Annotated in this window: 21 protein-coding genes; 10 read left to right on the top strand and 11 right to left on the bottom strand. The window is 58.2% G+C overall.

Annotated features, from left to right (window positions below):
- Positions 1-24: 24 nt before the first annotated feature.
- Positions 25-627 carry an alpha-ketoglutarate-dependent dioxygenase AlkB family protein gene (locus tag ACR0CA_RS14145; RefSeq protein WP_480899726.1) on the top strand — a complete coding sequence of 201 codons (603 nt, stop codon included), beginning with the start codon at positions 25-27 and terminating at the stop codon, positions 625-627.
- Here ACR0CA_RS14145 and ACR0CA_RS14140 read toward each other — a convergent pair.
- Positions 624-1,451: an ABC transporter permease gene (locus ACR0CA_RS14140; protein WP_170786131.1), complete on the bottom strand. Its 828-nt coding sequence runs from the start codon at positions 1,449-1,451 to the stop codon at positions 624-626. The two genes, ACR0CA_RS14145 and ACR0CA_RS14140, sit on opposite strands and share 4 nt — an antisense overlap.
- A 122-nt stretch (positions 1,452-1,573) precedes the next feature.
- On the opposite strand from ACR0CA_RS14140, the gene cysQ reads away from it, so the two are divergent.
- The 7 genes from cysQ to ACR0CA_RS14105 all read left to right on the top strand — a co-directional run bounded on the left by cysQ (position 1,574) and on the right by ACR0CA_RS14105 (position 9,549).
- The gene (gene cysQ, locus ACR0CA_RS14135; RefSeq protein ID WP_170790226.1) at positions 1,574-2,371 is read left to right on the top strand and encodes a 3'(2'),5'-bisphosphate nucleotidase CysQ; all 798 of its coding nucleotides are present in this window, start codon (positions 1,574-1,576) and stop codon (positions 2,369-2,371) included.
- Positions 2,371-3,171 (top strand): 3-deoxy-manno-octulosonate cytidylyltransferase, encoded by an 801-nt coding sequence (locus tag ACR0CA_RS14130; protein WP_170790225.1) that lies wholly within the window; start codon positions 2,371-2,373, stop codon positions 3,169-3,171. The genes cysQ and ACR0CA_RS14130 overlap by 1 nt, the downstream gene beginning before the upstream one ends.
- A 56-nt stretch (positions 3,172-3,227) precedes the next feature.
- On the top strand, positions 3,228-4,211 hold the full coding sequence (gene galE / locus ACR0CA_RS14125; protein ID WP_170790224.1) for a UDP-glucose 4-epimerase GalE: 984 nt from the start codon (positions 3,228-3,230) through the stop codon (positions 4,209-4,211).
- Between the two features lie 7 nt (positions 4,212-4,218).
- The gene (locus ACR0CA_RS14120) at positions 4,219-5,283 is read left to right on the top strand and encodes a glycosyltransferase family 2 protein (protein ID WP_331252619.1); all 1,065 of its coding nucleotides are present in this window, start codon (positions 4,219-4,221) and stop codon (positions 5,281-5,283) included.
- 136 nt (positions 5,284-5,419) lie between these two features.
- Complete coding sequence (locus ACR0CA_RS14115) at positions 5,420-6,406, top strand: glycosyltransferase family 2 protein (RefSeq protein ID WP_170786542.1); 987 nt, start codon at positions 5,420-5,422, stop codon at positions 6,404-6,406.
- Positions 6,403-8,100: a DUF5927 domain-containing protein gene (locus ACR0CA_RS14110; RefSeq protein ID WP_480899721.1), complete on the top strand. Its 1,698-nt coding sequence runs from the start codon at positions 6,403-6,405 to the stop codon at positions 8,098-8,100. Before ACR0CA_RS14115 ends, ACR0CA_RS14110 begins: the two co-directional genes overlap by 4 nt.
- 6 nt (positions 8,101-8,106) lie before the next feature.
- Positions 8,107-9,549 (top strand): nodulation protein NodH, encoded by a 1,443-nt coding sequence (locus ACR0CA_RS14105; protein ID WP_480899719.1) that lies wholly within the window; start codon positions 8,107-8,109, stop codon positions 9,547-9,549.
- Here ACR0CA_RS14105 and ACR0CA_RS14100 read toward each other — a convergent pair.
- The 8 genes from ACR0CA_RS14100 to hslO form a co-directional block, all read right to left on the bottom strand.
- Positions 9,533-10,051 (bottom strand): L,D-transpeptidase family protein, encoded by a 519-nt coding sequence (locus tag ACR0CA_RS14100; RefSeq protein ID WP_170771395.1) that lies wholly within the window; start codon positions 10,049-10,051, stop codon positions 9,533-9,535. The genes ACR0CA_RS14105 and ACR0CA_RS14100 overlap by 17 nt on opposite strands.
- Positions 10,052-10,111: 60 nt before the next feature.
- Positions 10,112-10,897, bottom strand: a complete 786-nt coding sequence (locus ACR0CA_RS14095; protein WP_170771393.1) for an ion transporter — start codon at positions 10,895-10,897, stop codon at positions 10,112-10,114.
- 18 nt (positions 10,898-10,915) lie between these two features.
- Complete coding sequence (locus ACR0CA_RS14090; protein WP_480899716.1) at positions 10,916-12,139, bottom strand: class I SAM-dependent RNA methyltransferase; 1,224 nt, start codon at positions 12,137-12,139, stop codon at positions 10,916-10,918.
- A 47-nt stretch (positions 12,140-12,186) separates the two neighbouring features.
- Positions 12,187-14,019 (bottom strand): ABC transporter ATP-binding protein, encoded by a 1,833-nt coding sequence (locus ACR0CA_RS14085; protein WP_480899714.1) that lies wholly within the window; start codon positions 14,017-14,019, stop codon positions 12,187-12,189.
- Complete coding sequence (locus tag ACR0CA_RS14080; protein ID WP_480505413.1) at positions 14,016-15,854, bottom strand: ABC transporter ATP-binding protein; 1,839 nt, start codon at positions 15,852-15,854, stop codon at positions 14,016-14,018. The genes ACR0CA_RS14085 and ACR0CA_RS14080 overlap by 4 nt, the downstream gene beginning before the upstream one ends.
- Before the next feature lie 192 nt (positions 15,855-16,046).
- Positions 16,047-17,201 carry a CCA tRNA nucleotidyltransferase gene (locus ACR0CA_RS14075; RefSeq protein WP_480899711.1) on the bottom strand — a complete coding sequence of 385 codons (1,155 nt, stop codon included), beginning with the start codon at positions 17,199-17,201 and terminating at the stop codon, positions 16,047-16,049.
- Positions 17,198-17,803, bottom strand: a complete 606-nt coding sequence (locus ACR0CA_RS14070) for a CoA pyrophosphatase (protein ID WP_480899819.1) — start codon at positions 17,801-17,803, stop codon at positions 17,198-17,200. The genes ACR0CA_RS14075 and ACR0CA_RS14070 overlap by 4 nt, the downstream gene beginning before the upstream one ends.
- Positions 17,787-18,764, bottom strand: coding sequence for an Hsp33 family molecular chaperone HslO (gene hslO / locus ACR0CA_RS14065; RefSeq protein WP_170786151.1), 978 nt, complete (start codon positions 18,762-18,764; stop codon positions 17,787-17,789). The genes ACR0CA_RS14070 and hslO overlap by 17 nt, the downstream gene beginning before the upstream one ends.
- 76 nt (positions 18,765-18,840) lie before the next feature.
- Here hslO and ACR0CA_RS14060 point away from each other — a divergent pair, with 76 nt between their 5' ends.
- Positions 18,841-19,284 carry an NUDIX hydrolase gene (locus tag ACR0CA_RS14060; protein WP_170771379.1) on the top strand — a complete coding sequence of 148 codons (444 nt, stop codon included), beginning with the start codon at positions 18,841-18,843 and terminating at the stop codon, positions 19,282-19,284.
- On the opposite strand, the gene ACR0CA_RS14055 is transcribed toward ACR0CA_RS14060, so the two are convergent.
- Complete coding sequence (locus ACR0CA_RS14055) at positions 19,281-20,564, bottom strand: PP2C family protein-serine/threonine phosphatase (protein WP_480899709.1); 1,284 nt, start codon at positions 20,562-20,564, stop codon at positions 19,281-19,283. The two genes, ACR0CA_RS14060 and ACR0CA_RS14055, sit on opposite strands and share 4 nt — an antisense overlap.
- Positions 20,565-20,699: 135 nt before the next feature.
- Between ACR0CA_RS14055 and ACR0CA_RS14050 the strand changes: the two genes are divergently transcribed.
- Entirely contained in the window at positions 20,700-21,023 is a 324-nt protein-coding gene (locus tag ACR0CA_RS14050) for an Hpt domain-containing protein (RefSeq protein WP_480899707.1), read from the top strand.
- A gap of 3 nt (positions 21,024-21,026) precedes the next feature.
- Here ACR0CA_RS14050 and ACR0CA_RS14045 read toward each other — a convergent pair whose 3' ends face one another.
- A complete protein-coding gene (locus tag ACR0CA_RS14045) occupies positions 21,027-21,905 on the bottom strand; it encodes a glycosyltransferase family 2 protein (RefSeq protein WP_480899705.1) in 879 nt (292 codons plus the stop codon).
- Between the last annotated feature and the right edge of the window lie 37 nt (positions 21,906-21,942).

The raw sequence follows: 21,942 nt of genomic DNA, 5'->3' as shown, positions 1-21,942 counted from the left end.
TCGGCAAGGATTGAGGAATCTTCGATGACGCGGCTGCTTTTGCGCGATTTCGATATCAGAAAAACCTATCTGGATGTGGCGGCGCAGACCGCGCTGATCGACCTGTTGCGCCCGATTCTGAAATCCGCACCCCTGTTCCGCCCGACGACGCCATCAGGCAAAGAGATGTCGGTCCGAATGACCTCGGCCGGGGCGCTGGGATGGGTGTCGGACCGGGCGGGGTACCGGTATCAGGATCACCATCCCAAGGGGATGGCATGGCCCGCGATCCCCGATCCGATCCTTGAAATCTGGCACGCCCTCGCCAGCGTCGAGCGCGACCCAGATTGCTGCCTGATCAACTATTATGGCGAGGGCACCCGCATGGGCCTGCATCAGGACAAGGACGAAGCTGACTTTTCCTGGCCAGTCCTGTCAATCTCGCTGGGCGATGATGCTTTGTTTCGCATCGGCAACACCACCCGTGGCGGCAAGACCGAGTCGATCTGGCTGAACTCGGGCGATGTAGTGATCATGGGCGGCCCCGCGCGCCTGACCTATCACGGGGTGGACCGTATCCGGTTCGGATCATCCAAACTGTTGCCCAAGGGTGGTCGGATCAATCTGACGTTGCGCGTGGCGACCTAGCTGCGCGCCCCCCAGCTTTTCGACACGTGCTGACGGGTGAAGAAAATGCCCAGCAAACCGATCAAAAGCAGGATAATGCCTACCCAAAGCGCGTATTCCCAGCTGGTCTGGCGCGGGAAATAGTTGCGAAACACGAACCCGCGGCATTGGTCAATGACGTGAAACAGCGGGTTCCAGATAAACATGGTCAAAGTGAACCCACCCAGACTGTTGGCCACAAACATCTTGCCAGAAAAGATCATATTGATCCGACGGTAGACGACGGACGAAATGGACACAAATGTCGGAAGCCAGGGCTTGAGCGCCATAAACAGGACGCCAACTGCGCTGCCGGTAAACCAGGCCAGCACAAGCATATAGAACGCGCCACCCGGATCCTGAATTTCAAGCGGTTCGATGGCGACGTGATACATGAACAGGATGACCAGGATCGAAACCAGTTGCGTGTAGAACGTCCCGAACGCCGCTGCCAGAAGCGACACCATCATGTTCATTGGCGAATGCAGCATCATTGGGTTGTTTCCGGTCGCAACCCCGGCCACGCCGCTTACGGATTTCACGTGCGTCAGGAAAAGAAACACCCCAGACAGCAAGAACAGGATCGAATTGCCGCGAATCTTGGACAAGCCGGTTACCCTTCCGACCAGCGTCATGATCAGATAGAACACCGTCACCAGTGCAAGAATCTGGACGATGTTCATGATCACCGCCAGCACCGCGTTCGATCGTTGCGAACGAATGCTGCGCACCACCGAATGAAACACCAGTTCTGAGGTGGTGAAGGCACCACCCAAAAGCGTCCGGTTTCGCTTAAAGTAATACACCTGCGCGGTCTTTCCTGCTTTATTGCCAGCAATCTGGCACGAAATTCTTGCTGTTCCGTAACCGGGACATCATAAGGCCGTCAGGATTTTCAATCAACAAATCACAGGAACGGAGCCTTTTTGTGACCTACGACGCCCTCATCCCCGTCATTCGACGTTTGGCCCTGGAAGCCGGTGACAAGATCATGGAGATCTATAACTCGGATGATTTCGACGTGAAGGTCAAATCTGATGCCAGCCCTGTAACCGAAGCGGATGAGGCTGCGGACGCTCTTATCTCGGCCGGCCTGCGCGCAGCCTTCCCCGATATCCTGCTGGTGACCGAGGAACAGGCGGCCTCGCACTCTGAGAAAGGCGACACGTTCCTGATCGTGGACCCGCTGGACGGCACCAAAGAGTTCATCAACCGTCGCGGGGATTTCACAGTGAACATTGCGCTGGTGGAAAATGGCGTACCGACGCGCGGGGTGGTTTACGCCCCGGCCAAGGGACGCATGTTTTATACCCAGCCCGATGGACAATCAGTTGAGGAAACCGGCGCTCTGGACAAGGATGTTGTGGGCAACGTGACGCCGATACTCGTCTCTAAACCAAACAATTCGGCGCTTCTGATCGTGGCCTCCAAGTCGCACCGCGATCAGGCAACTGAGGACTACATCAACAAGTATCAAGTGCGCGACAGCAAAAGCGCGGGTTCATCGCTCAAATTCTGTCTAGTCGCAACCGGTGAGGCCGATCTGTACCCTCGCGTTGGCCGCACAATGGAATGGGACACAGCCGCAGGTCACGCAGTTCTGGCCGGTGCCGGCGGCAAGGTGGTGCGCTTCGACAACCACGAACCGCTGACCTATGGCAAGGACGGCTATGCAAATCCATTCTTCATCGCCTACGCTCCGGGTGTTGAGTTGAAGGAAGCCTGATGTCCGTTCTGATCGCCATTCCCGCCCGCTATGCCTCGTCCCGCTATCCGGGCAAACCGCTGGTGCCTCTGACCGGGGCAAGCGGCAAGGCGATGACGCTGATTGAACGGTCGTGGCGTGCGGCCTGTTCAGTGTCGGGCGTGGACAAGGTAGTTGTCGCCACCGATGACGACCGTATCCGCGAGGCGGCCGAAGGGTTTGGCGCCGAGGTGGTGATGACTTCAGACACCTGCCAGAATGGCACCGAACGCTGCGCTGAAACCCATGCCAATCTGGGCGCGGGCTATGATATCGTGGTGAACCTTCAGGGCGACGCGCCACTGACACCGCATTGGTTTGTGGAAGACCTGATCGCGGGTCTGCGCGCCGCACCAGAGGCAGGTGTGGCCACGCCTGTTCTTCGCTGCGATGGCGATGCGCTCAACAGCCTGTTGAACGACCGCAAACATGGCCGGGTCGGCGGCACTACGGCGGTTTTTGCGTCCGATCACAGCGCCATGTATTTCTCGAAAGAGGTGGTGCCTTTCACAGCGCAGACCTATGCGGGCACCGAGGATACCCCGGTGTTTCACCACGTAGGCGTCTATGCCTATCGCCCTGACGCGCTGGCCGCCTATCCCACATGGCCGGTGGGCCCGCTGGAACAGCTGGAAGGTCTGGAACAGCTGCGCTTCATGGAAAATGGTCGCAAAGTTCTGTGCGTCGAGGTCGAGGCCAAAGGTCGCCAGTTCTGGGAACTGAACAACCCCCAAGACGTGCCCAAGCTAGAGCAGATGATGGCCGAAATGGGCTTGGAATAAACCATGAGCCTTGATGCAGAACTGCATCCTTCCACAACGCGGGAAAAGACTGTCCGATGACGAATATTCTTGTAACCGGCGGCGCCGGATATATCGGGTCCCATGCTTGCAAAGCGTTGAAACTGGCCGGATACACGCCCGTCACCTATGACAACCTGATCACCGGCTGGCAGGATGCAGTGAAATTCGGCCCGTTCGAACAGGGCGACCTGCTGGACCGAGCCAGGCTGGATGAGGTCTTTGACAAATACAAACCCGCCGCCGTCATGCATTTCGCAGCCCTCAGCCAGGTGGGTGAAGCGATGTCGGAGCCCGGAAAATACTGGACCAATAACGTCACCGGCTCGCTCAATCTGATCGAGGCCACGGTCGCTGCGGGCTGCAAAAATTTCGTATTCTCATCGACCTGCGCCACCTATGGCGAGCATGACAATGTGGTTCTGGACGAAGATACGCCGCAATTGCCACTGAACGCCTACGGGGCTTCGAAACGCGCGATCGAGGATATCCTGCGCGATTTTGATGCCGCGCATGTACTGAACCATGTGATCTTTCGCTATTTCAACGTAGCTGGCGCGGACCCCGACGGTGAAGTGGGCGAATTCCACCGTCCCGAGACTCATCTGATCCCCCTGATGCTGGACGCCATAGACGGCAAGCGCGACGGGTTGACCGTGTTCGGCACCGACTACGACACGCCCGACGGCACCTGCATCCGCGACTATGTACATGTCTGCGATCTGGTCGATGCGCATGTGCTGGGCCTGAACTGGCTGGAACACGGCAAGGGCAGCCGCGTGTTCAATCTGGGCACCGGGACGGGTTTTTCAGTGATGGAGGTCATCGGTCATTCCAAAGCGATCACCAACCGTGATGTGCCCTATTCCATCGGTCCGCGTCGGGCGGGGGATTGCACCAAGCTTGTTTCCGGCTCGATTCGGGCCGGGGCTGAACTGGGCTGGACGCCAAAAAGCTCAACGTTAGAGACGATGATTGCAGATGCATGGCGCTGGCATCAAAACGGGCATTACGAGAAATGAGGGCGCGGTGACCGCTGCCACCAACCCTCTCCCGCCGATCTCATGGGCGCAGAAATACCGGTTGCGCCTGAAACGTCGGCGGCTTTTGTGGCGTGCGTTCCGCAGCCGACATGACCTGACATGCCTGATAGACCGGACCAGCGACATTCGTCCCGGTGCCATTCTGGCCTTCACCACCCTGCGCAATGAACGCAATCGGTTGCCGTGGTTTTTCAACCATTACCGCGCATTGGGCGTCGGTCATTTTCTGATCGTCGACAATGACAGCGGCGATGGCTCAACCGAGTATCTCGAATGCCAACCCGACGTTTCGCTTTGGCAAACCACGGCCAGCTATCGTGCGTCACGTTTTGGTCTGGATTGGCTGACATGGTTGCAGATGCGATACGGTCACGGCCATTGGACCTTGATGGTCGATGCAGATGAGCTGTTAGTTTATCCCGACCACGACACCCATCCTTTGCCAGACCTCACCGGATGGCTGAACCGCACCGGGCGAAACGCATTTGGCGCATTGATGCTGGATCTCTACCCCGACACGTCACTGGGGATGCAGGACTATGACCCCAGCGCCGACCCAACCGAAGTTCTGAACTGGTTCGACACTGGGCCATACCGGATGCAGAGGCAGGCTCCGCTGGGGAACCTATGGGTTCAAGGGGGCGCGCGGGAACGGATGTTCTTTGCCGAAACGCCGCAAAAGTCACCCACATTGAACAAAATCCCGCTGATCCACTGGTCGCGGCGCTATGCATATGTGAATTCGTGTCATTCTGCCCTGCCGCGCAGGCTGAACGCAGCCTATAACGGACCGGGCGACAACGCGCCCTCTGGGGTTTTGCTGCATACGAAATTCCTGCCCGAAGTGGTTGAGAAATCAGGTGTCGAAAAGACCCGCCGACAACATTTCCACGACCCCGATCAATTCAACACGTATTACGACAGCATTCTTAATCGCCCCACCATGTGGACGCCCAACTCGGCCCGTTACAAAGGCTGGAGACAGCTTCAGCAGCTTGGCCTGATGGGAAAAATTGAGTGGAAATCCGCCGCGCGGGCTAACGACTTGTAAATGCGTTGCTTTGATAGATGGAAAGATGGCATAACGCGGCAATGCTCCGGCACCACTCTGGTTGATCCAGGCCCCGGAGATGCTCGCGTAAAGTAAAAGGTTGGGCCGTCACGTGAGCCTGTTGGATTCGTATCGCATGAGATTGCGGCGCAAGCGCCGCCTTTTGCGTTGCCTGCGCAAGCGGCGCGAACTGACGCCTGTCTTGGACCAGACTAACAAGATCAGCCGCCGCGATATTCTGCTGGTCAGCGTCGTGCGGAACGAGAAAATTCGCCTGCCGTATTTCCTGGACTATTACCGAAAGCTGGGGGTCGATCACTTTCTGTTCGTCGACAATGACAGCGAGGACGGAACCGGTGCGTTTCTGGCCAATCAACCCGATGTCTCGCTTTGGTCAACTGATGCCAGCTATCGGCGGGCAACCTTTGGCATCGACTGGTCCAACTACCTGCTGCGGAAATACGCCCACGGTCATTGGGTACTGACAGTCGACCCGGACGAGTTCTTTATCTACCCGTTCTGCGACACGCGCCCCATCCGCGCTTTAACCGATTGGTTGAACGGATGTGCCGTGCGCAGTTTCGGCACCATGCTGGTCGATATGTACCCACGCGGACCCGTGGATGATGAACCTTACCGCGAGGGTCAGGACCCGTTCGAAATCGCCCGTTGGTTCGACGCGGGCAATTACATGATCACCAAGAACCCCGAGTATGGGAACCTGTGGATACAGGGCGGCCCCCGCGCACGCACGTTTTTTCGCGACACACCGGAAAAAGCCCCCGCGCTTAACAAGATCCCGCTTGTGAAATGGGACCGGCGCTATGTCTATGTCAGCTCGACCCATTCCCTGCTGCCGCGCGGGTTGAATCAGGTCTATGACGAATGGGGCGGCGAAAAAGCCAGCGGTGCCCTACTTCACGCCAAGCTGATCGACACGCTGGGCGCCAAGGCGTTGGAAGAAATGCAACGCGGCCAGCACTACCGCAAATCCGGTGAATACCGCGCTTATGCCGAAGGGTTGGAGGATCAGACGGTGTTCTGGTGTGACTGGTCCGAGAAATACATCAACTGGCGGCAGCTTGAGATTCTCGGCCTGATGTCCAAGGGGAACTGGGCATGAGCCTTGGGGTTGTCATGCTGGTCCACACTGCCTTCAACCGGGCCGAACAGGTTGCCCGCCATTGGGCCGCCGCCGGATGCCCTGTTGTCATTCACGTGGATCGCAAAGTGCCCGACCCCACATGCGCTGCGTTCAGAGCCGCTTGTAAAGATGAACCCCTGATCCGCTTTTCAGACCGGTTCACCTGCCATTGGGGTGGCTGGGGAATTGTGCGAGCCACGCAATCAGCGTCCGAGATGATGTTGAACGCTTTTCCCGATGTGCATCACGTTTTTCTGTCCTCCGGCGCGTGTCTACCTCTGCGCCCAGTTGCCGAACTCATCGACTACCTTGCACGGCGGCCCCGCGTCGATTTCATCGAAAGCGCCACGACCGCAGATGTCAGTTGGACAATTGGCGGGCTGGATCAGGAACGGTTCACCCTGCGGTTTCCGTTTTCCTGGCGCAAGCATCGCAAATTGTTTGATGTCCATGTGAAGCTCCAACGCGCGCTCGGTCTGCGCCGACGAATTCCAGACGGTCTTGTACCACATATGGGCAGCCAATGGTGGTGCCTGACCCGTCAGACTCTGTCCGCCATTCTGCAAGACCCCAAACGCAAGACCTATGACCGCTATTTCAGTCGGGTCTGGATACCGGATGAAAGCTATTTCCAGACGCTGGCCCGAATGTATTCGACACATATTGAAAGCCGGTCTCTGACTCTGTCGAAATTCGATTTTCAGGGTCGTCCGCATATTTTCTATGACGACCATCTACAATTGCTGCGCCGGTCCGACTGTTTTGTTGCCCGCAAAATCTGGTGCGAGGCTGATCGTCTGTACCAAAGTTTTCTGAAGGATCAATCCGGCGCGTTGGAACGGGCAGAGCCCAACCCCGGCAAGATTGACCGAGTCTTTTCCAAAGCGGTCGAACGTCGGACCCGCGGCCGGGACGGGCTGTACATGCAAAGCCGCTTCCCCCGCCATGGCAGCGAAAATGGCCTGACCTGTTTCCCCTATTCTGTGTTTCAGGGCTTTGCCGAGTTGTTCGATGATTTTGCACCCTGGCTGACGGATTGTACCGGAACGCGTGTTCACGGACATCTGTTCGACCCTGAGCGGGCGGAATTTGTGGATGGGGCATCTGTCATCAACGGTGCCTTAAGCGATTGCGCCACTTTGCGCGACTATAATCCCACTGCATTCGTTTCAAACCTGATCTGGAACACGCGGGGTGAACGACAATGTTTTCAGTTCAGCCCGCGCGACACGCAAAAGATCAACTGGTTCTTTGCCCGCGACCGAAATGCCCAAATCTCGGTCATCACGGGGGCCTGGGCGATCCCCTTGTTCCGGTCCAACCGGGATTTCGCCGACATCCGGGCCGAGGCGGCGCGACTTCAGCAAATCGAGACCAAACAGCTAGAGGTTCTGAACTCGGTCTGGACCAAGGCACGGGTCAGGACCTGGACCTTGGCCGAGTTCGTGGAATCGCCGATGGAAGCTCTACAAACCGTGATTGATGAGATTGGTACACAGCCCCACGGCCACTTGACCAAAGCCCCCACCATGGTGGATCTCAGCGGATTTGGCCAATTCCTGCAAAATCTGAAAAACCAGGGCATGCACCCCTATTTGATGGGCGATTTTCCGGCGGATGACGTGTTTGGCACCAAACTCCGCCCGTTTCCGAAACCCTATCTGGTGCAATAGCACGCAATGGCCAAGACCTTCGACAATTTCGTTATTCTCGCAGCCATGCGCACCGGTTCGAACCTTTTGGAAGCAAACCTGAATGCGCTGGACGGCGTGACCAGCCATGGAGAGGCGTTCAACCCGCATTTCATCGGGCGCATCAAAAACGACGATCTGTTAGGAATCACGTTGGATGAACGCGATGCGGACCCGCTGTCCCTGCTGGACGCCATCCGGTCGGGCGACGGTCTGAACGGGTTTCGGTTTTTCGACGGTCACGACAATCGTGTGTTAGAGCCTGTTTTGACCGATCCGCGCTGCGCCAAGATTATTCTGACGCGCAATCCTTTGGACAGCTATGTTTCGCTTAAGATCGCGCGGGAAACCAAGCAATGGCAGCTCAAGAACATAAAGCGGCGGCGCGAAGCGCAGGTTGGTTTTGACGCGGCCGAGTTCGAACGGTTTCTGGATCAACACCACGCCTTCCAAACCTCGATCCTGCACCAGATGCAAGCCACCGGTCAGACCCCCTTCTACCTTGCCTATGAGGATCTGCGGCGGCTGGACAGTTTGAACGGCCTGGCCGCATGGTTGGGGGTTGAGGCGCGGTTGGATGCATTGGACGACACGCTCAAACCGCAAAACCCGGAACCGGCGCGCTCCAAAGTGACAAACCCTGATGAGATGGAGCGCGCGCTGCCCACTCTGGACCGGTTCAACCTGCATCGCACGCCGAATTTCGAGCCCCGGCGCGGTCCGGCTGTTGCGACCTATGTGGCCGCCCCGCAAACGCCGCTGATGTATCTGCCTGTGCGCGGCGGGCTGGAAGGGCCGATCACGCAATGGCTGGCGGATCTGGATGGCGTGCCGCAGGATAATCTGACCACGGGCCAGAACAGGCGACAAGCACGGAACTGGCTGCAATCACATCCCGGACACCGCAAATTCACGGTGCTGCGCCACCCTTTGGCGCGGGCTCATACGGCCTATTGCCGCTATATCCTCAGCACCGAACCGGGCGCTTATCTGAAAATTCGCAACATGCTGCGCAATCGGTTCAAACTGCCAATCCCCGGTCAATTGCGCGACGGCAATTATCCGATCGAGCAGCACCATCAGGCTTTTTGCGAATTCCTGACCTTTCTCCGCCAGAATCTGGCCGGTCAGACTCCGGTGCGCGTTGACGGGGTCTGGTGTAGCCAGGCACAAGTGCTGGAGGGGATGGCGGGTTTCACGCCCCCTGATCTGATCCTACGCGAAGAAGACGTCACCACTGCCCTGCCCGAGTTGGCGCGCCGTTTCGGCCATGAGGCCCCCCCGACTCCAACGGCCGTAGTGCGCGATGCGCCTTACGACCTGTCAGACATTTGTGACGAAAAAATCGAGGCGCTGGCGGCCGAAACCTACCAGCGCGACTATATGCAATTCGGATTTGATCGGTGGAAACCGGTTACGCGCGCAAGGTGATGATCGTGCCGCGGTTTACCATCGCGTAGATCTCTTCAATCTCTTCATTCTTGACGGCGATGCAGCCTGCCGTCCAATCGGGCGTTTTCTTGGCGCGTTTGCGTTCAGCCCGTCTGTTCGGTTGGCCGTGGATAAAGATATCCCCACCCGGATCAACCCCGGCGGCTTTGGCCTGCGCAACATCGTTGGAATTGGGATACGAGATTCCCAACGACAAGTGATATCGGCTGTTGGGGTTGCGGCGGTCAATCAGATAGGTGCCCTCGGGGGTGCGCCCATCGCCGCGCTTGGTCTTGGTCCCTTCGGGGGCGAATCCAAGATCTACATTGTATTCCTTGAGGACGTGTTCGTTGTGCAGAAGATACAACTTCCGCGCGCCCTTGTTGATGACCAAAGATGTTACTTCGGGTCCATCATAAGTTAGAAAACGTGGGCTGGCCGAGGCACAGGCCGAAAGGCCTACCGCTGCCACAGCACCCAATCCAAATGCTCGACGATCCATATTTCACTGCCTGCTACTTATTTTTTTCCGAAATTATGCCATAAAACACAAAAACTGAAATCACTTTTTGCTGTTCGCCCGCTCGGCCAGGCGTCGTTCGATATTTTCCAGCCGTTCCAGCACCTCGTCCCGATAGGCATCGGTTTTCACTTCATCCTCGGCATGGTGCGCGTCCTGCATTGAGTTCACGATCAGACCAACCAGCAGGTTCACCACTGCAAAGGTCGTGACCATGATGAAGGGAACAAAGAACAGCCATGCATAGGGATAAACCTGCATCACTGGGCGGACGATCCCCATAGACCAACTTTCCAGCGTCATGATCTGAAACAGTGTATAGGCCGACAGACCCAGATCGCCGAACCAGTCGGGAAAGCTGCCCGAGAACAGCTTGGTCGAGATCACAGCCCCGATATAGAACAGTATCGCCATCAGCAAAAATACGCTGGCCATGCCCGGCAGCGCCGAGATAAAGCCTTCGACCACCCGACGCAGGCGCGGCGCGACCGAGATCACGCGTAACACTCGCAGAATTCGCAATGCGCGCAACACAGACAATGCGCCGGCACTGGGGACAAGAGCTATGCCCACAATGATAAAATCAAAGATATTCCAGCCGCTTGTGAAGAACCGACGCCCGGTCGCGACCAGTTTCATCGCGATCTCGGCCACAAAGATCGCAAGACAAAGCTTATCCAGAGTCACGATCAAAGGGCCCGCAGCCTCCATCAACGTCTCGGAGGTTTCCATGCCCAAGAGAGCGGCGTTAAACAGGATGACACCGGTGATGAATTTGCCGAAAATCGGCGCTTCTATAATGGTCAGCAGACGCTGATTGATGCCCATTCGGGATCTCCAGTGCGATTAGGGGTTCAGAGCGAACCGGGCGGCAAGTTCGGTGTGGGACGACCACCGAAATTGGTCAACCACCTGTACCCATTCAAGGGTGTAGCCTGCGTTAACCAGCGTCTTTGCGTCGCGGGCAAAGGTGACCGGGTTGCACGAAACATAGGCAATCACCGGCGGTTTGGCCTGCGCCAGCTCGGCAGTTTGTGCCTCTGCCCCGGCGCGGGGCGGGTCCAGCACCACGGCGTCATAGGGTTTCAGCTCGTCCGGCATCAGCGGGCGGCGGAACAGATCGCGCGCCTCGGTCGTGACTTTTTTCAACCCCTGTGCCCGGCGCCACCCCTGATCCAACGCGTCGGTCATCGCAGACTCGCCCTCAACTGCATAAACTTCGGCAGTTTGCGCCAGAGGCAGCGAGAAGGTTCCGCATCCTGCAAACAGATCGACAACCCGCTTTGCCCCCTGCGTGGCCTGCAACACTGCCTGTAACAGAGCCTGTTCGCCCTCTTTCGTCGCCTGCAAAAACGCACCGGGCGGCGGTACAACCGCAGCTCCGTCGAAGCGCTGAACCGGGGCGTGGCGCATCGCGATAACTTCGCCCTCCCAACTGAGGCGGGCAAGCCCGTGTTTCTCGGTCGCTTGCGCAAGGGCCAGTTCCAACGGGCCATCCAGCGGCTTGCCGCCTTTGACCGCAACGTCCAGTCCGCCTTCGGACAAGGTGAGCGTCACCGCCAGCACGCCTTTACGACTGCCACCCAACAGAGCCAGCGCCTCGGCCACGGGAATGGCAGCGATCAGGGCCGGGTCCTGCAGGTGACAATCGGGGATCTCGGTGATGGTATCAGACGCGCGTCCATGGAACCCGGCAAGCGTGCCTTTCTTCGTCCTTCGAACGGCAATCGTTGCACGGCGACGCGAACGTTCCGGCGAGGTGTGAATGGGCCGCATCAGGGCATCGAGCCCCTGCGCGGCCAGCGCGTTGCGCACCACCACCACTTTCCAGTCAGCGACAAAATCATCCGCCGCGTGCTGCAATTGACAGCCACCGCAGGCCTTATAGTGGCGACACGGTGCCTTCACCCGTTGGTCCGAGGCGGATTCGACCCGGATATCAGTCAAAACCTGCCCGTTAAGCGTGCCGCTGACCACCTCACCCGGAAGGGTTCGGGTGGCATAAACGGGACCGTCGGCTATCCCGTCGCCCTGATGGCCAAGGCGGTTTATGGTGAATGTCTGAGTCATGCGGGCCTGATACCGGTGCTTTGCACACAACAAAAGCCCTTTGGGCCCTATTCCGCCGCCTCGGCCTGAATGAATCCGCCTGACTGGCGGTGCCAGAACCGCGCATAAAGCCCGCCTTGATCCAGCAGCGCGTCATGCGAGCCGGATTCGACGACGCGGCCCTGATCCAGAACCACGATCCGGTCCATCTCGCTGAGGGTGGACAGGCGGTGGGCAATGGCCAGAACGGTTTTGCCTTCCATCACGCGGTGCAGGGCTGTCTGGATCGACGCCTCAACCTCGGAATCCAGCGCCGAGGTCGCCTCATCCAGCACCAAAATTGGGGCGTCTTTGAGGATTGCGCGGGCCAAAGCGATGCGCTGACGCTGTCCACCCGACAGCTTTACGCCCCGCTCACCCAGATGCGCGTCATAGCCGGTGCGACCGTGAGCATCTTGCAGGGACAGGATGAATTCATGCGCCTCGGCCTTTTTTGCGGCGGCAATCATCTGATCCTCAGAAGCATCGGGGCGCCCGTACAGAATATTGTCACGCGCCGAGCGATTGAACATCGCGGTTTCCTGCGTGACCATGCCGATCTGACGGCGCAGGCTGTCCTGCGTCACCTGTGACACGTCCTGCCCATCAATGCGAATAGCGCCTTTTTCCCCGTCATAGAGCCGCAATAGCAGCGAGACGAGCGTCGATTTACCTGCGCCAGAGGCCCCAACGATCCCCAGTTTTTCGCCGGGGTGAATGACCAAATCCACATCCGATACGCCGCCGATATCACGACCATAGGCAAAGCTAACGTGGTCGAAGGCGATCTGACCCTGACCCACTTTCAGTTCCTTTGCCGCAGGTGCATCCTCGACCCGGTCACGTTTGGCCAGGGTTTTCATGCCATTTTCGACCTCGCCGATATTCGCGTAAAGACCCATCAGGGTGAAACTGACCCAGCCAGTCATCTGCGAAATGCGAATCGAGACTGCGCCTGCCGCAACGATATCACCCGCCGTCGCAATACCGCTGCGCCACAGCCACAAGGTCGCGCCCATCAGCAAGACCGGCAGAACACCTGCCAGCACCATCAGGATGAACCGGAAAGCGGCAGACAGGCTGCCGAACTCCAGAGATCTTTCGCGCAGATCGACCATAGCTGTACGCGCGGCCTGATCTTCGAACGCGGAATGGGCGAACAGCTTGACCGTCTTGATATTGGTGATCGTATCCACCACCTGCCCCGACACCATCGCCCGCGCCCCGGCCCGCGCGGCCGAGCGCAACCGGATTCGCGGCAGATACCAGCGGATCAAAAGGAAGTAGACGATGAGCCAGCCGATAAAAGGCATCATCACCAGTGGATGAATCGATCCTAACAAAAGCAAAGAACCCACAAGCGAGGCCAGCGCAAAGACAATCGCACTGATCGTCTCGGACACGACCGAGGCCATCGCGTTCGAGGTTTGCATCTGTTTCTGCGCAATCCGTCCAGCGAAATCGTCATCGAAATAGGTAACCGACTGGCCCAGTGTCCAGCGGTTTAGCTTGGCCAACACCAAAGGCGTGATATTGGGCATCACGACATAGTTGTTCGACAGGGCCGACATGCCGAAAAACACAGGGCGCAGCAGCATGAAGAACGCGGCACCGCCAAGGATGACCCACAGATTGCTGCCGCTCAGAAAACCCTCGGGACCGCCTTGGGTCGCCACGTCGATGACGCGCCCCAAGATCCAAGCGGTTCCGGCTTCCATCGCACCTGCCGACGCCGAAAAGAACGCGGCGACAAAGATCATCGGCCAGGCGCCCGACAGACTCCAGCGAATGAACGCCCCCAGCGTTTGCGGCGGGGGCGTTTCCGTGGGTTTGAACGGGTTTATGAGGTCAGCAACCCTCATTCCGCGGCCTCCGGGTTCAGAAAGCCGCCGGATTGCCGCGCCCAGAACTGAGCATACAGTCCGCCCTGCGACAGTAGCTCTGCATGGCCACCCTGCTCGACGATCTTGCCGCCATCCATGACCAGAATACGGTCCATGCGGGCGATCGTGCTAAGACGGTGAGCAATGGCGATCACGGTTTTTCCCTGCATCATGCCGTAGAGCGTTTCCTGGATTGAGGCTTCGACCTCGGAATCTAGGGCGGACGTCGCCTCATCCAACAGCAAAATCGGCGCATCTTTCAGAATGACTCGCGCCAACGTCACCCGTTGCCGTTGGCCACCAGACAGTTTCACGCCACGCTCACCCACATGCGCGTCATAACCCGTGCGCCCCTGCGGGTCTTGCAGATCAAGGATGAACTCATGCGCTTCGGCTTGCTTGGCGGCGGCGATCATTTGCTCCTCTGTCGCTCCGGGGCGGCCATAGAGGATGTTGTCCCGGACCGAGCGGTGCAGCAACGCGCTGTCCTGCTGCACCATGCCGATATGGCTGCGCAAACTGTTCTGCGTGACCTGTGCGATGTTCTGATCATCAATCAGGATCGCGCCCTGTTCGACATCATAAAACCGCAAAAGCAACTTGACCAACGTCGACTTACCGGCTCCGGACCGCCCGATCAGACCGATCTTTTCACCAGGCTGAATTGTCAGGTTGATGTGATCCAGCCCTCCGGTCTCGCGCCCATAGTGATGCGACAGATCGCGGATGTCGATCTGACCGTGGGTCAGCTGCAAAGGCTGTGCGTCCGGTGCATCGAGCAGGTCGATGGGTTGAGCAATCGTCTCCATCCCTTCGGCCACAACACCCAGCTCCCGAAAGAAGCTGGTCAACGCCCACATGATCCAGCCGGTCATCGCATTCAGCCGCAAGGTCAGCGCCGTCGCCGCCGCGACCACCCCGACCGAGGCGCTGCCCTGCATCCAAAGCGCAATGGCCCAGCCGACCACGCTGACGATCAGAAGCCCGTTCAGCGCAACCAGGACAGCATCCATGATGGTGAAAATCCGCATCTCGATCTGGAACGTGCGACGCGTTTCCTCGATCGCTTCGCGGGCATAGCCCAGCTCTTGCGCGTCATGGGCAAACATTTTGACCGAATGGATGTTGGTATAGCTGTCCACCACCCGCCCTGTCACTTCGGACCGCGCATCCGAGGCCGCCTTGGACGCGGGCCCCACCCGCGCAACCGTCCATCGTACTAGCAGCGCATAGAGCGCAAACCAGATCAGCAACGGCAATAACAGGCGCGGATCGGCGGCCATCAACAGGATCGCCGCACCCACCAGATACGCAAGCGAGAAAGAGATCGCGTCAAACACCTGAAACACCGCCTCACCCGCGGCGGGAGGCGTCTGCATGATGCGGTTGGCGATACGGCCGGCGAAATCATTTTCGAACCATTTCACCGACTGGCGCAGCACATGATTATGGGCACGCCATCTAAAAATAGTCCCTACATTGGGCAAAATTGCATTGTTCAGCAGCAATACATCCACCACATGCAACAGCGGACGCAGCAGCAGAACGAAGATGGCCATCAGAATCAACTCGGTGCCATGGGCTTTCCAGACTTCGGCCGGAGAGCCGGACAACAGGTCCACAACGCGGCCCATGTAGTAGATCAGCCCAACTTCGACCGCAGCCACAATGATCGAGATCAGCGCCGCCCAGACAAACAGCCCATAGAAGGGCCGGGTATATTCCAGCATGAACGGCCACAGCCGCGTGGGCGGCGTGTTGGTTTCCGTGTAAGCGGCAAAAGGGTCAACAAGGTTTTCGAAATAGCGAAACATGAAGCGTGCTCCAGATTGAGCAGATAATAGGTCGTGCGAAGAAAGATGGTGCCAGAACACCACCCTTACGGGTCAACGTGTCCCGGCTTTAGCCGAACCAGGTCCCGTAATACATTCGCATCCCTCCATTCATGTGACAGGCGCACGTAAGCACAAAGAAACCAAATTGTCATCCCTTTTTGAGACTTTGGCTCAGCTTCCCAGCAGTTCTTCACGGGTGAGGACAAACCCGGACGCAATCCACCGCGTCTCAAGCTCTGCCAGTTTTTTGCCCAGCGCGGGGCCGGTGAAATCCGGGATCAGATCGGTCGCTTGAACTGGGAAATCGGCGGCAGCCCCTTTGCGCAGATCAGCACGCATGTCTTCTGACCAAGGCTGTTCCAGAAGAGCGCAGCGCAGCAAAGCTTCGTGCAGACCATCCTCTTCGCCGTCGCGAAAGCCCAACTCGGCAATGGATGCGGTGCCGCTGGCCTCATCCCGCATCCGGGTCAAGCGTTGAAGCTGGGTTTTGCTCAGGCGCAGGGTCTTGGCGATCTCAGGCGGGGCAATGGCGGCCAGACGGCGGATCGGTTCGGGATCAACCCCCGCCTGTTCTTCTAATGCAATCAAAGGAGCAAGCGCGCGGTCATCCGCCCCTGGCAGGATTTGAGACAGAGCCCCCGCCTGCCGCATCGCCGCGACCGAAGGCGCAGGATCCTGCGCACCCAATAGTTTCAACAGTTCAGCGCCAACGCGTTCGCGAGACAGGGCGACAAGCCCGTCCAGATTGGACGCAATCGCGGCCAGTGCATCGGGGTCAAACCCCGCCTCAGCGTCGCCATACCACGCATGAAACCGGAAATAGCGCAGCGACCGCAGGTAGTCTTCGCGAATGCGGTGTTCTGCCGTGCCTATGAACCGCACCCGTCGCGCCTGCAAATCGCCCAACCCGTTCAGCGGGTCCAAAACCGAGCCGTCAGGCTGGGCGTAAAGCGCGTTCATGGTGAAATCGCGGCGGGCCGCGTCCTCTTCCACGTGATCGGAAAAGGCCACTACGGCCCGGCGACCGTCGGTTTCCACGTCACGGCGAAAGGTCGTGATCTCATGCGGGATGCCATCGCTGACGACAGTGATGGTGCCATGATCAATCCCGGTGGGGATCGCTTTCAGACCAGCACCTTGCGCCAGTTCCACCACGCGTTCAGGCCGCGCATCCGTGGCGATGTCGATATCCGAGACCGGAGCCCCCAGCAGCGCATTGCGCACGCAACCACCCACAAACAAGGATTGCGCGCCCGCATTCACCAGCGCCGCGCAAACTGTTTGCGTCGCAGGGTTTGACACCCAATCTTCGGTGATCACCGTCATTCGCTCATCCGTGCAGCCAAACCTCGCAGCATTCGGGCCGTCGCGCCCCAGATGTAGTAGGGACCATAGGGCACCGTAAAATAATACCGTTTCTGACCCCGCCACCGGCGCGATTCAACGAGATAGTTTTCAGGGTTCAGCACATGCGCAAGCGGGACCGAGAAAACCTCGTCCACCTCACCAGGTTCAGATACAAACCGGACCCTGTCATGCAAGATTGCCACGACCGGCGTGACCGTGAAGGACGTCACCGTCTCATGCGTGGGCAGATGACCCAGAATTTCCGGCAGATCCTCGGGCAAGCCAATTTCTTCACGTGCCTCGCGCAGGGCGGTGGCGGTGACATCCACATCCCCCTCATCCTGCTTACCGCCTGGAAAAGCGATCTGCCCCGGATGATGTTTCAGGGCCGAGGAACGTTTCGTCAGGATCAGGCGCGGCGTGCCATCGGCGATGGAAATCGGAACCAGAACTCCGGCCGGTCGCAGCTTGCGCCCTTCGGGCAGAACCGTGTCGGGGTTCAGGTCAAAATCGCTTGACCCGTTGCCGGGGCGGCGCAGGGCCACCCGCAGCTGGTCTGTCAGTTCAAGCGTTGTCAGCATCGAAACCAACAGTGCTGGGGTCCAGCACATAATGCGCACCGCAGAACTGGCAATCCGCGGTCACGTCACCCTCGGGCGTGGTCATCTTTTCGATGTCCTTGGCCGAATAGATCGACAGGCTTTGCCGCACACGGTCTTCGGAGCAGGTGCAGCCGAACTGCACCGGCTGCGCATCGTATACACGCGGCTGTTCCTCGTGAAACAGGCGGATCAGCAGGTCGGTCGGCGCTATGGACGGTCCTATTAGTTCAAGATCGTCCACCGTATCCAACAGGATGTTGACGCGGCCCCAATTTTCGCCCTCTTCCCCGTCCACCAGATCATTGGCGGTCAGAATCTCGCCCGCGCCCTGACCCGAAGCCGCAAAAGGCGAGGCTTTGGGCATGTGCTGCAACATCACCCCGCCCGCGCGCCAATGCTCACCGACGCCCGGTTCGGTCGATTTCCCAAAACTCAGCGAGAACCGCGTCGGCAACTGTTCGGACTGTGCGAAATAAGCTTCGGCACAGGCGCTGAGTGAGCCACCGGCCAGCGGCGTAATGCCCTGATAGGGCTGCGTACCCTCGCCCTGGTCGATGAGGATGGCGAAATACCCCTCGCCAACCTGATCAAACGGCGCGGCATCGGTCAGCTTATCATGGTCGAAACTGGCATAGGCGCGGATGCGGGCCGGTTCACCCTCGGCCTGCGGGGCATAGTAATCGGTTGCAATCATGCGCACCGCCCCCTTGGATTGCACCTGCAAAGACAGCTTCCAGCGCAGCGAAACCGTCTGACCGATCAATGCGGTTAGCAGGGCCATCTCGGCCACCAAAGCCTCGACCTTTTCAGGGTAGTCATGCTGCTTCAGGATGCCGTCCAGCACCCCGTCCAACCGCGCTACGCGGCCACGCATATCGGATACATCGAGTTGAAAGGGCAGGACGGTGTCGTCCCACGCGATTTTGGTTCCAAGAGACATGGGGTTTCCTTACACGCCACAGATTGGCATACCGCCAGCATATAGGTCGAAGATTTCGGGTTGTAAGGGGCCATACATGATCAGACGGTTCGGTGAAACCCCGCAAGCAGGGCGCAAATACACGCAGCGGGTAGGAGTTTACGCCTTATTGCCGCGCGGGCAGCAGCTTTTGCTGACCTGTCAGTTGGAACCCGGCCCCGATCTGCAACTTCCGGGCGGCGGTATCGATCCCGGCGAATCACCCATCACCGCGCTGCATCGCGAAGTGGCCGAGGAAACCGGCTGGCTGATCGCCGCGCCCCGGCGCGTCGGTGCCTTCCGGCGCTTTACTTATATGCCGGAATACGACCTGTGGGCCGAAAAGGTCTGCCTGATCTACCGCGCCCGTCCGGTGCGGCGCATCGGCCTCCCGACCGAGCCGTTTCACGAAGCGCTTTGGATGGAGGCCACAGATGCAGCCCAAATGTTGGGAAATGACGGGGATCGTCACTTTGCCACGCAATATCTGCTGGATCTCTAGTTCCCGTTATATTCGAAGAATACGGCCGAGACGTCATCATCCATGCCCTTCCCCGGTGCCATGGATTGCGTCAACCGCCAGAACATGTCGTCCAGAAACTCGGTCCCGCTGCGACCCGGCACGCAGTCGGTTGCCAGGCGCCGCAGCCCGTCTTCGTCTAGCAGAGAGCCATCGGCCAAGCTGCATTCGGTGAACCCATCTGAATAGAGCAGCAGCTTGTCGCCCGGTTCCATATAGATTTCGGTCCGCTGAAAAGACACGTCTGACAGCAATCCGATCGGTAAACCGCCTTCGCCCAGAAACTCGGTCCCACCGTTCCGGCGCAACAACAGTGGATGCGGATGGCCAGCCTGCACCATTTTGACATGCCCGTTGCGCAAATCGACAATGGCATAGACCATGGTGAAATATTCTTCGACCCCTGCATCCGCCATTAAACGGGAATTGAGCGTTTCGGCCACGTCTTCAGGCGGTAAAAGCGCAAAGAACTTTTCAAAGCGCCGCTCCATCGCGACGTTTTGGTCAAAATGCTGACTGGAGAGATATCCACCCAGACGCGCGGTCATCATCGCCGAAGTGATCCCGTGGCCCGAGACATCTATGCTATAAAATCCCACGCGATTCACGCCCGGTGAGAACATGCCGACAAGGTCGCCCCCGATGTGACCGCAGGGCTTCAACAACATGCTGACACGCGACTTACCGAATTCCCGCGACAATTCGGGCACCAGAGATTCCTGGATCTTGCGCGCCTGCATCAGGTCCTTGTCGATTGCATCATGGGCCACCCGCAATTCGCTGAGCGCCGTTTCGATCAACCGGTTCTTTTCCGAAAGCTCGTGCTGCATGTCCAAGATGCGCGCCCCGGCCGAGATGCGCGCGCGCAGCTCATCCGCCTCAAGCGGTTTGATCAGAAAGTCATCCGCGCCGGCATCCAGACCCCGTGCCACCTCTTGCTTTTCACTTTTTGCGGTCAGCAGGATAAAATAGCTGTATTGATCCGTTTCCAACGCCCGAAACGCCCGGCAAAATTCCGGCCCGCTCATCCCCGGCATAACCCAATCGCTGAGCACTAGATCGGGCAGGTCCTGCGCACAAATCTCAATTGCGGCATCGCCACTGTCAGCTTCGAGAACATCGAAGCCCCATTTTTTCAGCGACGCCACCAGGATTCGGCGCTGCAGGCGACTGTCGTCAACGACAAGCACCGTGCTGATACCGCCAAACCCCAGCTCTGCCCTGGTTTCTGCCTGACTGACCTCTGCCACCTGAACCCTCATGTCCATCCTTGCGCGGCAACCCTAGCGCGCGGCTATTTAATATCCGGTGAAAGCATGAGGTTCGCGGTCTTTAACCAGGCTTTTACCGATCCCGCGCTATCAAATTCTTGAAGCGGAAATTGTGGAGGCTTGGTTATGATCGACTGGCCCAGGGTCAGACAGTTGCGGGACGAAGTCGGGACCAGTGAGTTCGACGAGGTGGTCGCAATTTTTCTGGACGAAGTGCAAGAGGCACTTTCCCGCCTGCGCACCGACTCCAACCGCAGCGGGTTCGAACAAAATCTTCATTTTCTGAAGGGTGCCGCACAAAGTCTTGGATTCAAATCGCTGGCAAAGCTTTGTCAGGACGGAGAGAGGCAATCTGCGCAGGGGCAATCTCAGATGGTAGACGTCCCGCAGGTATTCGAAGTGTTTGAGACTTCGCGTACAGAGTTCAAGTCCGGATTGGATAGTTTGTAGCGGCTACAGCCTTATCGCGAATTCTTCTGGGAAGCGGAATTTTCTAAAGGTGACGTCCTCCCGCCGATCGTGGGTGAAATAACCGTCATCCAGTGTCTTCAATGTTCGAAGCGCATCTCTCCGACACATCTCCACACACTCTTCCATGGGAAATTCTGGGGATCGCTTCACATCGCGGGCCAGACGTGTGTGGCGGTACATTCGCCGCCGCCAACCGACAATACCAACAGATTGACCGGGCGTCACTGGGATTGAGACGCCGTCTGCTGTCGCGTCGTCGACCAACGGCACTCGCTCATCTTCGCGGCGCTGAACTTCCTGCAAGTTTCCATAGTGAAAATGCAAATTGAACAAACCGGGCAGCAGGTCGAAGCTGTCATTCATCACACCATGCCCGCCAGTCCCAAAAGAAACCCGCCGTTGGACGACAGACGGTTTGGAATGTGGAACCTCCAAAAGACAAAACTTGTCGCTCGAAAACAGTGTTTCCTGATCACTGCCCTGCGTTGCCACCAGATTGAACCCCACCGCCCCGGCCACATTTTCCTGGAAGTCGAACTTGTAATCCAACAGTGCAGACCCGTCCGCCGTTACCAGCAATTCGTCGCAATCTGCCACGATCACCCGGTCATAGAACTGCGTCAGCATGGCAGAAAAATCCGACAACATGCGCCAGCGGGCGTAGTCAAAGCTTTGATGCAGCCCATCGCGCAAAATGGCGATGACGTTGCAGCGCTGCCCGATCCGGTCAATCTCGGGATCAGCACCGTGGGACAGGATATACACATTCTCGGGGCCAAGCTGAGTTGTGTAGTAGGCGACCCATTTCTCAAGGTACCAATAATCGTGCCATACCATGGTCACTGCTGCAAGCGGCTTCATCTGTGCACTTTCCGGTCCTGTTCACCTGAACGTGCCT

Source organism: Ruegeria sp. F12, from assembly GCF_056533885.1.
This window is presented reverse-complemented; position numbering and strand designations above follow the sequence as displayed.